The organism is Arthrobacter sp. 10L430 (genome assembly GCF_056395245.1).
On record NZ_JBFTJD010000011.1, the window covers coordinates 22,805 to 37,474 of the forward strand.

Here is a 14,670-nt window from a genome sequence, read left to right on the forward strand (position 1 = left end):
CCAGGCTTCCCTGGCGCGCCTTATTGGGCTGTTTGATACTCAGAAACCCCTGCTTACTGGGATACCTTGGCGAGCGTCTCGCGCTCCGCCCCAATCGTGGTGTTGTCGCCGTGCCCGGTGCGGACCACCGTTTCGGGAGGGAGCGTCAGCAACCGTTCCCGGATCGAGGCGAGGATGGTCGGGTAGTCGCTGTAGGACCTGCCGGTCGCCCCCGGGCCCCCGTTGAACAGCGTGTCCCCGGTGAACACCGTTCCTTCATCCGCCAAGAGAAAGCAGGTGGAGCCGGGCGAGTGGCCCGGGGTGTGGATGGCTGTCAGCGTGGCACCGCCCACCTGGAACTCCTCGCCATCGGCAAGGTCACGGTCCGGCTTCACGTCCGGATAGACCTGTTCCCAGAGCACGAGGTCCTCGGGGTTCAGGTAGATCGGGGCGCCAACGGCCTCCGCCACCTCGCGGGCCGCGCCGATGTGGTCGTTGTGAGCATGGGTGAGCAGGATGGCAAGAACCTTCCGGCCACGGACCTGGCTGATGATGGCTTCTGCGTCGTGCGGGGAGTCGATGATGACGCATTCATCGCCATTGCCGACGATCCAGACGTTGTTGTCCACGTCCCAGGTGCCGCCGTCGAGCGAGAAAGTGCCCGAGGTAACCAGGTTCTCGATGGTGACGCTCATGCGGATGCCCCCGCCTGCAGGATGTCTTCGACGGACTGGACCTCGACCACAGACCGGAGAACCTTGCCGTCGTGCATCTTGGTGAAGGCCTCTTCCACCTGGTCGATGGTGATGCGTTCGGACACGAAGGCGTCCAGGTCGAGGTTGCCCTGCTTGTAGTGCGCCACCAGCATCGGGAAGTCCCGGGAGGGCAGGCAGTCCCCGTACCAAGAGGATTTCAAGGAACCCCCGCGGCCAAAGACGTCCAGCAGCGGCAGCTCGAGCTTCATGTCCGGCGTCGGGACGCCCACCAGCACCACACGGCCGGCCAGGTCCCTCGCGTAAAACGCCTGCTTGTACGTTTCGGGACGTCCGACCGCTTCAATGACGACGTCGGCACCGTTGCCTCCGGTCAGGGCCCGGATGGCCTCGATGGGATCTTCCTTGCTGGAGTCCACTCCGTGGGTGGCGCCCAGCGACCTGGCCATCTCGATCTTGTTGGCGTCGATATCCACGGCAATGATCGTAGTGGCGCCGGCGAGCTTCGCCCCGGCGATGGCTGCGATGCCCACGCCGCCGCAGCCGATCACGGCGACGGATTCGCCGCGCTTGACCTCACCGGTGTTGATGGCGGCGCCGATGCCTGCCATCACACCGCAGCCGAGCAGCCCGACGGCGGCGGGATCGGCGTCGTCGTCCACCTTGGTGCACTGCCCGGCGGCGACGAGCGTCTTTTCGGCGAAGGCACCGATGCCCAGCGCGGGCGAGAGCTCAGTGCCGTCCTCCAGCGTCATCTTCTGGGTGGCGTTGTGCGTGTTGAAGCAGTACTGCGGCTGGCCCTTGGCGCAGGCGCGGCATTCGCCGCACACGGCCCGCCAGTTGAGGATCACGCGGTCGCCGGGAGCCACCTCGGTGACGTCCGGTCCGACGGCGCTGACCACGCCGGTAGCCTCGTGTCCCAGCAGGATGGGGAAATCATCGGTGATTCCGCCCTGCTTGTAGTGGAGGTCGGTGTGGCAGACACCGCACGTGAGGATGTCCACCAGCGCCTCGCCCGGGCCGGGATCCGGCACCAGGATCGTCTCGACCGAGACCGGGGCGTTCTTTTCCTTGGCAATGACTGCCTTTACTTTGTGAACCATGATTCCTGTGTTCCTTTCCTGAGCCCGGGGGACTCTTTGGCAACGGCGCCCGTTGCCAATCTAGCTGACTCGTTCCGGTTCCAAATCTTCGTCCAGCGGCTCGATGCCCTGCTCAGGGCAGCCGTTCACGTCATGCGGACCAGGCGTGGCAACGCCAGGCCTTCCCTGATCGAGACGTCGGCCTGCGCACCATACGGAGTCAGCTGAATTGCGTATTACACAACACGATGCACATAGCGCGTACTGGAAAATATGACAGTCGCCACGCGAGAGTGTCAATAGATTGCTGGGCCTCACCGTCCGGCCGCCATTTGATGACGCCTCGCACGTCTCACGCATATCGCAACCTAGTCTCACTCATTGCAACTAATTGGCCGTCGCTTTGGTGCGCATTTCACCGCGCAAACCGCCGCGATCTGCAGACCAATTTACCGGTCCGAAACAAAAAATCATTGACTGTGTGACAGGTCACGCCTAATCTGGTGCAACAGCGTTGCGCTGATTGCAACTCCAAACACTTTGGTGGACATATGAGTAACGAAACTTCCTCCCCCGCCGCTCTTGCGGGACCAACCAGCCCGGAGTCGAATGACGGGCATGGCAGTACATCGCCCGGACCCGCCACACTGAGCGGTCGCGTGGATCCGGACGGCAGCAGCGGTGACGATGTCAGCGGCGTCAGCAGGGAAACGCGCCGGAAGGTAGTCACGGCCAGCTTCATCGGCAACTTCGTCGAATGGTTCGATTACGCCGTCTACGGCTACCTCGCCGCCACCATCTCTTCGGTCTTCTTCCCGGACGCCGACCGGCAGGCGGCCCTGCTGGCCACCTTCGCCGTCTTCGCGGTCTCGTTCTTCGTCCGCCCCCTTGGCGGATTCTTCTGGGGACACCTCGGCGACCGCCTGGGACGGCGGAAAGCACTGTCGCTTTCCATCGTCATCATGTCCGTGTCGACGTTCTGCATCGCACTGATCCCTGGATACGCCAGCATCGGAGTGATGGCGCCGATCCTTCTCCTCCTGGTCAGGGTCGTTCAGGGCTTCTCCGCCGCCGGGGAATACGCCGGTGCTTCGGCTTTCCTCGTGGAGTACGCACCCGCCAATAAGCGCGGCCTCTACGCCGCCGTCGTTCCAGCCAGCACCGCGGCCGGCCTGCTGCTCGGTTCCCTGATCGCGGCGCTCCTCAGCACCGTCCTCACCCCCGAGCAGCTGCATGAGTGGGGCTGGCGGCTGCCATTCCTGCTCGCCGCGCCCATGGGCCTGATAGGCCGTTATATCCGCACCAAGCTCGAAGACACCCCTGCCTTCCAGGCCCTGGCTGCCGAGGACCACACAGTCAAAACACCGGTCTTCGCGATGTTCCGGACGTACCGCAAGCAGCTCATCATCGCCACCGGCGCTGTCCTGCTCAACGCTGTGGGGTTCTACGTGATCCTCAGCTACATGCCCACGTATCTGTCGGAGGAACTCGGCTTCGGTGCGGCCGAATCGTTCCTGGCCACCACCATCGCTCTGGCCAGCTACATCGGCTTCATCTTCCTGACTGGCAGCGCTTCGGACAAGTTCGGCCGAAAGCGCATGCTGATCACCGCTTCCCTGCTCTTTATCGTGCTGACGGTCCCGGCTTTCATGCTCCTGGACACCGGAAATTTCCTGGTCATTGTCCTGGTCCAGATCCTGCTTGGCGGCATGCTGACGCTCAACGACGGCACACTTCCAAGCTTCCTGGCGGAGCTGTTCCCCACCCGCGTCCGTTACAGCGGATTCGCCGTCAGCTTCAATCTCTCCAACGCTCTGTTCGGCGGTACGGCACCGTTCATGGCCACGCTGCTCATCGGCCTCACCCAGAGCAAGGTGGCCCCGGGCTGGTACCTGGTGGCAGCATCCGTCGTCTCCCTGACCGCCGTCCTGTTCGCCACCGAGACGTCCAAGAAACCGCTCCGGCAGGAGTGAACCGCATGTCCGGGACCCTCACCTCCGGGACCCTTGCACCCCAGCCCGCCTCCGGCGGGGCACACCTCAAACTTTCCTCACTCAATTCAGCACTAAAGAAAGGTACAAACCCATGACCACCATCGAAACCGAGGCCGTCAACGATGTCGCCAAGCTGGACCGCCTGAAGGTCCTCAACAATGGCGAAAAAGTAAGGCTGACATTCTCCGACGCGGAGTTCGAACGCCGCCTGGCCGGCCTGCGCCGCATCATGGCTGAGAAGGAACTGGACGCCGTCGTCCTGACCAGTTACCACTCGATCAAGTACTACTCCGATTTCCTCTTCACCTACTTCGGCCGGTCCTACGCCATGGTGGTCACCAAGGACGACACCGTCACCGTCACCGCGAACATCGACGCCGGGATGCCGTGGCGCCGCAGCTACGGCGACAACCTCGTCTACACGGACTGGCGCCGCGACAACTACATCCACGCCATCCAGGAAGTGCTGCGCAGCCGCGGCATCAACGCCCGCCGGATCGGCGTCGAGGACGACTCGCTGCCGCTGGACAACCGCAACAAGATCCAGGCCGCCTTCGCATCCGCAACCCTGGTGGACGTGGCCCAGGCGGCCATGCGCCAGCGGATGATCAAGTCCGCCGAGGAGATCGAGGTGATCAAGCACGGCGCACGCATCGGCGACCTCGGCGGCGAAGCCATCCGCAACGCCATCACGGCCGGCATCACCGAGTACGAGGTGGCGCTGATCGGAACCGAGGCCATGGTCCACGAAATCGCCCGGACCTTCCCGGACTCCGAGATCCGCGACACCTGGGTGTGGTTCCAGTCCGGCATCAACACGGACGGCGCACACAACTGGGCCACCACCCGCAAGATCCAGGAACACGACATCCTGTCGCTGAACTGCTTCCCCATGACCTCCGGCTACTACACCGCACTGGAGCGCACCCTGTTCTACGGCGAACCGGATGCCCGCTCGCTGGAACTGTGGAACATCAACGTGGAAGTCCACAAGCGCGGCCTTGAACTCATCAAGCCCGGCGCCGTCTGCAAGGACATCGCTGCCGAACTGAACGAGATCTACGTGGGCCACGGCCTCCTGGCCAACCGCACCTTCGGCTACGGGCACTCCTTCGGCGTCCTCAGCCACTACTACGGCCGGGAAGCCGGGCTGGAGCTCCGCGAGGATATCGACACGGTACTGGAACCCGGCATGGTGGTTTCAATGGAGCCCATGATCACGGTCCTGGACGGCCAGCCCGGAGCCGGCGGCTACCGCGAACACGACATCCTCGTGGTCGGCGAGGACGGCGCCGAGAACATCACCAAGTTCCCGTTCGGCCCGGAATACAACATCGTGGGGGCATAACAGCACCACATCAGCCTTCACCGGAAAGCGGCGCCACGTCCTGCGTGGCGCCGCTTTCCGGCTCACATACGGAATGATGGTGGACACCATGACCTCTGCAGAAGCTCCCGAAACCAGCGGCAACGGTGACACCAAGGGCACGTCGGTCATCGTCAACGCCATCGCCGTGCTGCGAAGTTTTACGGCGGACGAGCCGCTGCTCGGCGTCACCGAGATCGCCAACCGCGTTGGCCTGCACAAGAGCACCGTTTCCCGCATCCTGGCCACGTTCGAGCAGGAACACTTGGTGGAGCGCGATCCGGAGACCCGCAGGTTCCGCCTGGGCCTGGGCCTCATCGCCGTCGCCGGGCCGCTGCTGGCCGAACTCGAAGAGCGCCGTGTGGCATACCCTGTCCTGCGCGAACTCGCCGAACAGACCGGCGAAACCAGTGCCCTGATGGTCTGGAGCGGCTCCGATTCGATGTGCGTGGAGCAGATCGCCAGCCATCACCAGATCAAGCACACCACCCCGCTGGGCGCCCGCTATAACGATGCCCTGAGTGCCTCTGTACAGGTCTTCCTCGCCGCGGAGTCCCCCGACCGCGTCCGTACTTTGCTGCGCAGCGGAGCGATCACTTACCCGGGCCTGGACGACACCAGCCTCGAGGCCTATCTGATCCGGCTGGGCGACGTCGCCCGGCGCGGCTGGGCCGTTAACTACGGTGAATCCTCGCTTGATGAAGTGGGCGTCGCGGCCCCTGTCTACGATCACCGCGGCGATATTGTGGCGGCGGTGCTCATCCCGGCGCCCCGCTTCCGCGTCTCTCCGGACACACTGCAGAGCCTCGCTGAATCGTGCTCTGCCGCTGCCGGGCGCGTAACCTCGCGGCTTGGCGGAGCTTCCCCGCAATAGCCGTCACACCACAGCCGGCATCACGGCCCTGCCGCCGCTCTGAACGTCACGCACGCGTCCAGGCCGGTGATTCCCCCGGACTCGTTCGGGGCGGTGTTGGCCCCGGGATCCCGCGGGGCCAGCGAAGCAACGGCTCCGCTGGCCTCGGCCAGCTGCTGTACGATTGCCAGCCCCAGCCCCGTTCCCTCGGAGCTGCCCGGCCCGCGCCAGAACCTGTTGAACGCCCGCTGGCTGTCCTCGGCGGAGAGTCCGGGACCTTCGTCGATAACGTGGAGCTCCACCATTCCGTCACTCTCAGGATGTGAAACCACCAGTCTGATTAGCGAACCCGGCGGCGCCACGGCGAGGGCGTTGTCAATGAGGTTGTCGATGATCTGTTCGGCGGCGCCCGGCATGGCCGTGACATTAGCCTCCGGAAGGGCATCCAGGCTGATCCGGACTCCGGTTTCTTCGGCGAGCGCCTCCCACTGCTCCAGCCGGTTCCAGGCGACGGCACTCAGATCCACGGTGGCACGTGCCACGTCCCGGCTGTCCGCCCGGCTGAGGAGCAGCAGCCCGTCGATGATCCGCTGAAGCCGGTACGTTTCCTCCAGGGAGCCGGCCACCATGACCCGGGCATTGTCCGGGTCGCTGCCGAGGGAGTCAACGGCGTTCTCCAGCCGCAGCCTCAGTCCGGTCAGAGGGGTGCGAAGCTGATGGGAGGCGTCACTGGCAAAGCCCTTCTGCTGCTGGAGTAGGTGTTCCAGCCTGTCTGCCATGCGATTGAACGACCCCGCAAGGGCACGGAGTTCCGGGGCGCCCTCGTCCTCTTCGGTCCGGGCTGAAAGGTCGCCCTCGGCAAGCCGCTCCGTGGCTTTCTGCAACCTGTTGATCCTCCTTGTGACGGCGCCGGCCATGAGGTAGGCCAGCAGGCCGGCCAGCAGCACGGTTGTGGCCGCCACGGTCCACAGCACCGTGAGCTGGCCGGACACCCGGTCGGTCACCTCCGATGCGGGGTAGGTCAGGCGGACCGCACCAGTAATTTTTTCGCCGCTGAGGACTGGAACGGTGACGTACACCAGGTCAAAGCCCAGCGTGTCGGAGTGCCGCTGACCCGACGTGATCTGGCCGCTCAGGGCCGCCGCGATTTCGGGGCGTGAGACATAGGAGGATCCGGTGGCAGACTGATCGTCGTCGGACGTTGCAACCGCGGTCCCGGCAGGATTCACGATCACCACCCTGGCCCCGCTAGCCTGGCCGTAATTGCGGACGGCGTCCGCCACGCCGGCGGGCGCCCCGGTGCCGGCTTCAAGCAGCTGCCTGGCTCTTCCGCCGAGCAGAAAGGCATCCCGCTCCAGGGACGTGGTGAGGCGGTCACGTTCGACGCGGACCAGGTAGTTCCCCAGCGGGATGTCCTGGACCAGCACCACCAGCAAGGTGATCACCATGAAGGCGGAGATCAGCCGCCACCTCATCCCGGGACGTCCAGCCTGAATCCCACCCCGCGCACGGCTTCGATCCAGCGCGGGTCCCCGAGCTTCTTCCTGATCGCGGCCACATGCGCATCCAGCGTCTTTGTGGTGCCGTACCAGTTGCCGTCCCAAACGGCCCGAAGGATGTCGCTACGCGGGCACACCGCCCCCGGGTCTTCCGCCAGGTAGTACAGGAGCTCGAATTCCTTGACGGTCAGGTGGATTTCCATGCCGTCCACGAGCACGCGGCGCGAACGTTGGTCAATGCTGAGCGTGCCGATTTGCCTGGCACTCCCGCCAGCGGCCTGGCCCTCCCCTGCGTGGTCATCGGAGCGCCGTGCCACCGCCCGGATCCTGGCAATGAGTTCCCGCATGCCGAACGGCTTCACGAGGTAATCATCCGCGCCGAGTTCCAGAGCCAGCACTCTGTCTATCTCCTCGTCCCGCGCGCTGACCACAATGATCGGCGTCAGGGTCAGCGCGCGGATTTCGCGGCACACGTCGGTGCCGTCCATGTCCGGCAATCCAAGGTCAAGGAGTATGAAGTCAGGGCCCGAGTCGCGTACTGCGGCGAGGGCCGTCTTTCCGTCTGCAACGTGTCTGGTCTGGAATCCGGCGCGGACCAGTCCTTCAAGGACGCCGGCGGCAACCGATTCATCATCTTCAACAACCAGGATCTGCATACCTGATTATGTTCCCGCTGGGCCGAAACCGCTGGGGATACACACGGAACAGGGGGATTGCGGCACCATTCTTGGACAACTCTTGGATTTCCGAGGCACCAGCGACGATCGGACCGCGCCGCCCTCGCCGAGTTCATGCTGGGTTCTTTAAACGCCAAGCGCAGCCATGATCGGTGCGGAGGAAATGTGACCCGCAGCCACCACCGGCCGTGCGGTACTCTCTTGACACCGGCGCTTCCGGTCGGCTTCACTATTACGTATGCTGAAATAACAGTTCCATGATGCGGAAACCGCCAGCAGTTCGTCTCGGTTTCGCCGGAAGAAGACCCGGCTCTCCGCATAGCCGTCACCATGGATGCCAGCACCTGCACGAGGGATCACCAAGCATGAAGCTTGCCGAATTCAACGAAGCCGACCGCGCCGACGCCAGCGCGGCCCTCCGGCCCTGCATCGACATCCAGCGCTGGGTGGACCAGATCGCCGACGCCCGGCCCTTCGCCACCGGCGAGGCGCTGCTCGGCTTCGCCCGCCGGGCCGCCGCCCCGTTCACCGCGGAGGAAGTAGAAGCCGCCATGGCGCACCACCCGCGGATCGGGGAACGCCCGACGGCGGCGACCGCCGAGGCGTCCATGTCGCGTTCCGAACAGTCCGGCGTCGACCCCGCGGACACGGCGGTCACGGAGGCTCTGGCGGCCGGCAACCGCGCCTATGAGGAAAAGTTCGGCCGCGTCTTCCTGATCCGCGCCGCCGGCCGTACGGCTCCCGAAATCCTGGCCGCGCTGAACGAGCGCCTGGCCAACACCCCCGATCAAGAAGACGTCATTGTGGCCCGGCAGTTGCGCGAAATCGCCCTGCTGCGGCTCGAAGGAGTGATCAGCGAATGAGCGGTTCCCACGTCACCACCCACATCCTGGACACCGGTGCCGGCCGCCCGGCGGCGGGCGTCGCCGTCGTGCTTTATGCGAACGACGGCGGCAGCTGGACTCAGCTGGCAAACGGCACCACCGATGCCGACGGCCGCGCCAAGGACCTCGGCCCCGCGGAGCTGGCACCGGGCAACTACCGGCTCAACTTCGCCACGGGCGCCTACTACGCGGGGCAGGGCACGGCCACGTTCTTTCCCGAGGTGGACCTCATCTTCGAGGTGACCGGGACGGAGCACTACCATGTGCCGCTGCTCCTGAGCCCGTTCGCCTACTCGACCTACCGCGGCAGCTGAAAGGGACAACCATGCGGCTGATGCGCATTGGCACGGCGGGAAACGAGATCCCCGTAATCATCGACGACGAAGGCCAGGCGTACGACCTGCGTCCCGTCACTGCAGACATCGACGGCGGCTTCCTCCAGACGTGGGCCGGACAGCTGGACGAGCTCGACCTGACAGGACTCCCGCGCGTAGCCATGGAGGGAAAGCGGATCGGCGCGCCGATCGCCCGTCCTGGTGCGGTGATCGGCGTCGGCCTGAACTATGCGGCGCACGCGGCCGAATCCGGCCTTCCGCTGCCGGAGCGGCCCATCATCTTCTTCAAGCACCCCAACACCGTGGTGGGACCCAACGACGACGTCGTGATCCCTCCCGGCGCACAGCGCGTGGACTGGGAGGTGGAGCTGGGCGTCGTGATCGGCCAGCAGGCCAGCTACCTGAAGTCCGACACCGAGGCTGCCGCCTGCATCGCGGGATTCGTGCTGTCCAACGACGTCTCCGAGCGCGAGTACCAGCTGGAACACTCCGGACCGCAGTGGTCGCTGGGGAAGTCCTGCCCCACCTTCAACCCGGTAGGCCCGTGGCTGGTGCCGGCCACCGCCGCCAACGCCGGCGCCATCGAACTGGCGTCATGGGTCAACGGTGAACCGCGCCAGAAAAGTTCGACGCAGGACATGGTCTTCGGGCCCGCCGAGCTGGTCCGCCGCCTTTCGCAGTACATGGTGCTCGAACCCGGCGACCTCATCACCACAGGCACCCCGGCCGGCGTTGCCCTGTCCGGCCGGTTCCCGTACCTCAGGGCCGGAGACATCATGCGGATGTCCGGCGGAGGGCTGCTCGGCGAACAGCGGCAGCGGCTCGTCGACGCGGCGGCTCCGGCCTGATCCCTTGCGGTTTTCTGGCGGCCGCCCGGTACCGGCGTCAAACCCGGCTCCGGTACCGGGCTCCCGATGACAGTAGGCTAGAGGGCATGGCTTCTGACCACCCCACCCCTGAACGGCGCGAAATCACTGTACGTCGCGCGCCAAAGTACGTCCCGTTCCTGATCCTGGGCGGACTCCTGGGCATCGCCGTGGCGGCAATCATCGCCTACGCGCTTCCCGGCGACGCCAGCTACGACCCCGGCTCCGTCTTCGGCTTCTTCATGGTGATGTGTGCGGCCGGCGGTGTGATTCTCGGCGCAATTGCTGCGCTTATCCTGGACCGGCTGAGCGTCAGGCGCACGCAGCAGGCAGTCGTCGAAGCCGTACCGGAAGCCGTTGCCGACGCCGAACAGGCCGCGACGGAGACGGAACAGCCCCCAGCGCAGGAGCAACCGCGGGACAACGGCAGCGAACCCGGCCTCCGGTCATAAACCGGCCGCCGGAAGTTCCTTACCTGATGACGTGAGATAATCGACCAGTGGCACGCGGCGATGGAAAACTTTCTCATGATCTTCTCCCTGGCGAAAAAGGCCCTCAGGACGCTTGCGGCGTCTTCGGGGTTTGGGCACCAGGTGAAGAAGTAGCAAAACTCACCTATTACGGGCTGTATGCATTGCAGCACCGCGGTCAGGAGTCCGCTGGTATAGCCACCAGCGACGGCAAGCGGATAAACGTCTACAAGGACATGGGCCTCGTGTCCCAGGTCTTCGACGAGACGACGCTGAACACCCTGACCGGGCACCTGGCTGTGGGCCACTGCCGCTACTCCACCACCGGAGCCAGCCACTGGGCCAACGCCCAGCCCACCCTCGGCGCCACCGCAACCGGCACTGTTGCCCTGGCGCACAACGGCAACCTGACCAACACCGCCGAACTCAACGCCATGATCACGGAACGCAACGGCGGCCAGCTCAGCGGCGAAATGAAGCAGGGCAACACCTCTGACACCGCCCTGGTCACCGCACTCCTCGAAGGCGAAGAGGGCAAAACCCTCGAACAGACCGCCATCGAACTGCTCCCCAAGATCCGGGGCGGCTTCTGTTTCGTCTTCATGGACGAAGGCACCCTGTACGCCGCCCGCGACACCTTCGGCATCCGCCCGCTGGTCCTCGGCCGGCTGGAGCGCGGCTGGGTGGTTGCCTCCGAGCAGTCCGCCCTCGCCACCGTCGGCGCCAGCTTCATCCGCGAGATCGAACCCGGCGAATTCATCGCCATCGATGAGCAGGGCGTGCGGTCCCAGCGCTTCGCAGAGCCGACGCCGGCCGGTTGCGTTTTCGAATACGTCTACCTCGCGCGCCCCGACGCTGCGATCGCCGGACGCTCCGTGTACGAATCCCGCGTGGAAATGGGCCGCCAGCTGGCCCGCGAAAACACCCAGGAAGCGGACATCGTCATTCCGGTCCCGGAATCCGGCACTCCCGCGGCTGTGGGCTACGCCGAAGAATCCGGCATCCCGTTCGCGCACGGCTTCGTCAAAAACTCCTACGTGGGCCGCACGTTCATCCAGCCTTCGCAGACCCTGCGCCAGCTGGGCATCCGGCTCAAGCTCAACGCCCTCGAGTCCGTGATCCGCGGCAAGCGCGTTGTGGTGGTGGATGACTCGATCGTCCGCGGCAACACCCAACGCGCGATCGTCCGGATGCTTCGCGAGGCCGGGGCCGCGTCCGTGCATGTGAAGATCTCCTCCCCGCCCGTGCAGTGGCCCTGCTTCTACGGCATAGACTTCGCCTCCCGTGCAGAGCTGATCGCCAACGGCGCCACCATCGAGGAAATCTCGCAGGCCATCGGCGCCGATTCGCTCGCGTACATTTCCGAAGACGGCATGATCGACGCCACGCGTCAGCCCCGCGAACGTCTCTGCACCGCCTGCTTCACCGGCAAGTACCCCATCGAGCTTCCCGGCGCGGACAAGCTCGGCAAGAACCTGCTGGAGCGCACGGACCTCGGCGGGCTGCCCGCAGCGGGCTCTGCCGCACTCTCCAAGCCCGCGTCCGCAGCCGACGGCAACCCGGACAGCATTCCCGTCACCGAAGACCCTGCGGAGAAGCCCGGCGCAACGGGCTGTGATCCCGGACCGGATTCCGAGTTTGAGAACCTGCTGACCGAGGCCGACCGCGTGCCTGATGTCCACCACGACGCTGCCCCCGTCGGCGCTGACAAGAAAGAGTCCGTATGACTTCCGCCTCTCCCACTGCTGACATGAACGCTGCCCAGAACCGTTTGGCACAGAACAACGCCGGCATCACGTACGCGTCCGCCGGCGTCGACGTCGAAGCGGGCGACCGCGCCGTCGAACTCATGAAGGACGCCGTCAAGGCGACCCACAACGCGTCGGTGATTGGCGGCGTCGGCGGTTTTGCCGGGCTGTACGACGTCTCGAAGCTTCTCACCTACAAGCGCCCGCTATTGGCCACGTCCACGGACGGTGTGGGCACAAAGGTGGCCATCGCCCAGGCCATGGACATCCACGACACCATCGGCTTCGACCTCGTGGGCATGGTGGTTGACGACATCGTGGTGGTGGGCGCCGAACCGCTCTACATGACCGATTACATCGCCTGCGGCAAGGTGGTCCCGGAGCGCATCGCGGACATCGTCCGCGGCATCGCGGCGGCCTGTTCCGTCGCCGGCACCGCCCTCGTGGGCGGCGAAACCGCCGAGCACCCTGGCCTGCTGGGCGAGCACGAATACGACGTTGCGGGCGCTGCCACCGGCGTGGTCGAGGCCGACGCCCTCCTGGGCCCGGATCGGGTCCGCGCCGGCGATGTGGTGATCGGCATGGCCTCCTCCGGCCTGCACTCCAACGGCTACTCCCTGGTCCGCCGCGTCATCAACCACGCCGGCTGGGCCCTGGACCGCCAAGTCTCCGAACTCGGCCGCACGCTGGGTGAGGAACTGCTGGAGCCCACCCGCGTCTACGCCGCTGACTGCCTGGACCTCGCCCGCGCCTTCCCGGTGACCACTGACACTGCCACAGGCCGCGGAGCCGTGCACGGCTTCAGCCACGTCACCGGCGGCGGCCTCGCAGCCAACCTGGCCCGCGTCCTGCCCCTGGGTCTGGTGGCCACGGTGGACCGCGCCACGTGGGAACTGCCGGCCATCTTCAAGCTGGTCTCCGAACTCGGCCGCGTACCCCTCGCAGACCTCGAGCGCACGCTCAACCTCGGCGTGGGCATGGTGGCGATCGTCTCCGCCGACGTCGCCGACGCCGCTGTGGCCCGCCTGAACGAGCGAGGCCTGCCGTCCTGGATCATGGGCACGGTCAGCGCGGACTCCGACTCCATCCTCAAGACCGGTCCGGACTACGTCCAGGGCGCCAAGGGCGTTGACGGCGGCGCCGTCCGCATGGTCAACACCTACGCCTAAAGTCGTCATCGAGTGCTCCATAACTGCCGTTTAGAAGGTTCATAACGGCAGTTACGGAGCACTCGATGCGTTTTTAAACCTCAAGGACGCTGAACACTCCGCCCTGCGGATCCTTCAGCGTGGCGATGGTTCCGGCGTCCTCATCGAACTCCGGCTCCACGAGAACCTCCGCACCGGCAGCCACGGCCGCCAGCACGGCTTCCTTGACGCTGGAGACACCGAAGTAGACCTGCCAGCCCAGGCGCGCCCGGGCTTCGGCCCCGTCTGAGTCGGGCGAATCCCCAGCCTCGGAGTGGGCGCTTTCATCTGCCTCGGGCGCCGGGGCGACGCCGGCCACCTCCGCGCCGTCCACCATCAGCGTGGTGTACGTGCCGCCGTCGTCCTGCGGATATTCCGTCACCTCGTGGCCGAACACCTGCTGGAAAAATCCGACGGCGGCCTGCGGCTCGGGCGTGAGAAGTTCGGCCCAGGCGAACGCGCCGGGCTCGTTGTACCGCCCGCTGCCCGTGTGCGTTCCGGCCTGCCAGACGCCGGTGCTGCCGCCGCCGGGCGGCTCCACGAACACCATGACGCCGGTGTCCCCCACTTCCTCGGGGCCGAAGACCACGGTTCCGCCCGCGTGGGGGGATTCCTCGGCCACGGCCTTGGCGTCATCAGCAGCGAAGTAGACGTTCCACTGCGCCGGCGTGCCTTGCTGCTGCGGAGGCTGCGGCGCGACGACTGCCACCAGATCACCGTCCACGAACGCCTGGCCGTAGCTGCGCCCGTCCGGCGTGGGCAGATCCTCGTAACGCCAGCCGAACACCGCCGCATAGAACGACTTCGCGGCCGCCACATCCGGCGTCTGGACGTCGGCCCAACACAACTCGCCTCGTGTGTATCCGTTGCGCTGAACCATGCCGCTTATCCCTTCGTTGGAGAGAAACCTTCTTCAGCCTAGACGTGAACAGGCCCGCCGGTGAAGGCGGAATCCAGAACAGCAAAAAGCCCGCCGGGCACGCCACTAACTGGCATGCCCGGCGGGCTTTGATGATT

Annotated in this window: 14 protein-coding genes; 9 read left to right on the plus strand and 5 right to left on the minus strand. The window is 65.6% G+C overall.

Annotation, left to right across the window (positions count from 1 at the left end; all coding sequences use genetic code 11):
• Nucleotides 1-53: 53 nt before the first annotated feature.
• Together AC1DDG_RS11600 and AC1DDG_RS11605 are read right to left on the minus strand one after the other, a co-directional pair.
• Entirely contained in the window at nt 54-674 is a 621-nt protein-coding gene (locus AC1DDG_RS11600; protein WP_230120238.1) for an MBL fold metallo-hydrolase, read from the minus strand.
• Entirely contained in the window at nt 671-1,795 is a 1,125-nt protein-coding gene (locus tag AC1DDG_RS11605; RefSeq protein ID WP_230120240.1) for an S-(hydroxymethyl)mycothiol dehydrogenase, read from the minus strand. Before AC1DDG_RS11605 ends, AC1DDG_RS11600 begins: the two co-directional genes overlap by 4 nt.
• A gap of 530 nt (nt 1,796-2,325) precedes the next feature.
• Between AC1DDG_RS11605 and AC1DDG_RS11610 the strand changes: the two genes are divergently transcribed.
• The 3 genes from AC1DDG_RS11610 (at nt 2,326) to AC1DDG_RS11620 (ending at nt 6,008) form a co-directional block, all read left to right on the plus strand.
• Complete coding sequence (locus AC1DDG_RS11610; protein ID WP_230120242.1) at nt 2,326-3,747, plus strand: MFS transporter; 1,422 nt, start codon at nt 2,326-2,328, stop codon at nt 3,745-3,747.
• A 112-nt stretch (nt 3,748-3,859) separates the two neighbouring features.
• Entirely contained in the window at nt 3,860-5,116 is a 1,257-nt protein-coding gene (locus tag AC1DDG_RS11615) for an aminopeptidase P family protein (protein ID WP_476876181.1), read from the plus strand.
• 88 nt (nt 5,117-5,204) lie between these two features.
• Nucleotides 5,205-6,008, plus strand: a complete 804-nt coding sequence (locus tag AC1DDG_RS11620) for an IclR family transcriptional regulator (protein WP_230120246.1) — start codon at nt 5,205-5,207, stop codon at nt 6,006-6,008.
• A gap of 20 nt (nt 6,009-6,028) precedes the next feature.
• On the opposite strand, the gene AC1DDG_RS11625 is transcribed toward AC1DDG_RS11620, so the two are convergent.
• Together AC1DDG_RS11625 and AC1DDG_RS11630 are read right to left on the minus strand one after the other, a co-directional pair.
• Nucleotides 6,029-7,462: a sensor histidine kinase gene (locus AC1DDG_RS11625; protein WP_476876182.1), complete on the minus strand. Its 1,434-nt coding sequence runs from the start codon at nt 7,460-7,462 to the stop codon at nt 6,029-6,031.
• On the minus strand, nt 7,459-8,142 hold the full coding sequence (locus AC1DDG_RS11630; RefSeq protein WP_230120250.1) for a response regulator transcription factor: 684 nt from the start codon (nt 8,140-8,142) through the stop codon (nt 7,459-7,461). The genes AC1DDG_RS11625 and AC1DDG_RS11630 overlap by 4 nt, the downstream gene beginning before the upstream one ends.
• A gap of 386 nt (nt 8,143-8,528) precedes the next feature.
• On the opposite strand from AC1DDG_RS11630, the gene uraD reads away from it, so the two are divergent.
• The 6 genes from uraD (at nt 8,529) to purM (ending at nt 13,635) form a co-directional block, all read left to right on the plus strand.
• Nucleotides 8,529-9,026, plus strand: coding sequence for a 2-oxo-4-hydroxy-4-carboxy-5-ureidoimidazoline decarboxylase (gene uraD, locus AC1DDG_RS11635; protein ID WP_476876183.1), 498 nt, complete (start codon nt 8,529-8,531; stop codon nt 9,024-9,026).
• Nucleotides 9,023-9,361, plus strand: a complete 339-nt coding sequence (uraH, locus tag AC1DDG_RS11640; RefSeq protein WP_476876184.1) for a hydroxyisourate hydrolase — start codon at nt 9,023-9,025, stop codon at nt 9,359-9,361. Before uraD ends, uraH begins: the two co-directional genes overlap by 4 nt.
• A gap of 11 nt (nt 9,362-9,372) precedes the next feature.
• Nucleotides 9,373-10,230: a fumarylacetoacetate hydrolase family protein gene (locus AC1DDG_RS11645; protein ID WP_476876185.1), complete on the plus strand. Its 858-nt coding sequence runs from the start codon at nt 9,373-9,375 to the stop codon at nt 10,228-10,230.
• Nucleotides 10,231-10,316: 86 nt separating this feature from the next.
• Entirely contained in the window at nt 10,317-10,700 is a 384-nt protein-coding gene (locus AC1DDG_RS11650) for a hypothetical protein (protein ID WP_230120263.1), read from the plus strand.
• Between the two features lie 47 nt (nt 10,701-10,747).
• A complete protein-coding gene (purF, locus tag AC1DDG_RS11655; RefSeq protein ID WP_230120265.1) occupies nt 10,748-12,445 on the plus strand; it encodes an amidophosphoribosyltransferase in 1,698 nt (565 codons plus the stop codon).
• Nucleotides 12,442-13,635: a phosphoribosylformylglycinamidine cyclo-ligase gene (gene purM / locus AC1DDG_RS11660; protein WP_230120266.1), complete on the plus strand. Its 1,194-nt coding sequence runs from the start codon at nt 12,442-12,444 to the stop codon at nt 13,633-13,635. The genes purF and purM overlap by 4 nt, the downstream gene beginning before the upstream one ends.
• 73 nt (nt 13,636-13,708) lie before the next feature.
• Here purM and AC1DDG_RS11665 read toward each other — a convergent pair whose 3' ends face one another.
• Nucleotides 13,709-14,533 carry a VOC family protein gene (locus AC1DDG_RS11665; protein ID WP_230120268.1) on the minus strand — a complete coding sequence of 275 codons (825 nt, stop codon included), beginning with the start codon at nt 14,531-14,533 and terminating at the stop codon, nt 13,709-13,711.
• Between the last annotated feature and the right edge of the window lie 137 nt (nt 14,534-14,670).

Coding starts and splice junctions, on each gene's coding strand:
- AC1DDG_RS11600 (WP_230120238.1), bottom strand. CDS start 674: ATGAGCGTCACCATCGAGAACCTGGTTACCTCGGGCACTTTCTCGCTC.
- AC1DDG_RS11605 (WP_230120240.1), bottom strand. CDS start 1,795: ATGGTTCACAAAGTAAAGGCAGTCATTGCCAAGGAAAAGAACGCCCCG.
- AC1DDG_RS11610 (WP_230120242.1), top strand. CDS start 2,326: ATGAGTAACGAAACTTCCTCCCCCGCCGCTCTTGCGGGACCAACCAGC.
- AC1DDG_RS11615 (WP_476876181.1), top strand. CDS start 3,860: ATGACCACCATCGAAACCGAGGCCGTCAACGATGTCGCCAAGCTGGAC.
- AC1DDG_RS11620 (WP_230120246.1), top strand. CDS start 5,205: ATGACCTCTGCAGAAGCTCCCGAAACCAGCGGCAACGGTGACACCAAG.
- AC1DDG_RS11625 (WP_476876182.1), bottom strand. CDS start 7,462: ATGAGGTGGCGGCTGATCTCCGCCTTCATGGTGATCACCTTGCTGGTG.
- AC1DDG_RS11630 (WP_230120250.1), bottom strand. CDS start 8,142: ATGCAGATCCTGGTTGTTGAAGATGATGAATCGGTTGCCGCCGGCGTC.
- uraD (WP_476876183.1), top strand. CDS start 8,529: ATGAAGCTTGCCGAATTCAACGAAGCCGACCGCGCCGACGCCAGCGCG.
- uraH (WP_476876184.1), top strand. CDS start 9,023: ATGAGCGGTTCCCACGTCACCACCCACATCCTGGACACCGGTGCCGGC.
- AC1DDG_RS11645 (WP_476876185.1), top strand. CDS start 9,373: ATGCGGCTGATGCGCATTGGCACGGCGGGAAACGAGATCCCCGTAATC.
- AC1DDG_RS11650 (WP_230120263.1), top strand. CDS start 10,317: ATGGCTTCTGACCACCCCACCCCTGAACGGCGCGAAATCACTGTACGT.
- purM (WP_230120266.1), top strand. CDS start 12,442: ATGACTTCCGCCTCTCCCACTGCTGACATGAACGCTGCCCAGAACCGT.
- AC1DDG_RS11665 (WP_230120268.1), bottom strand. CDS start 14,533: ATGGTTCAGCGCAACGGATACACACGAGGCGAGTTGTGTTGGGCCGAC.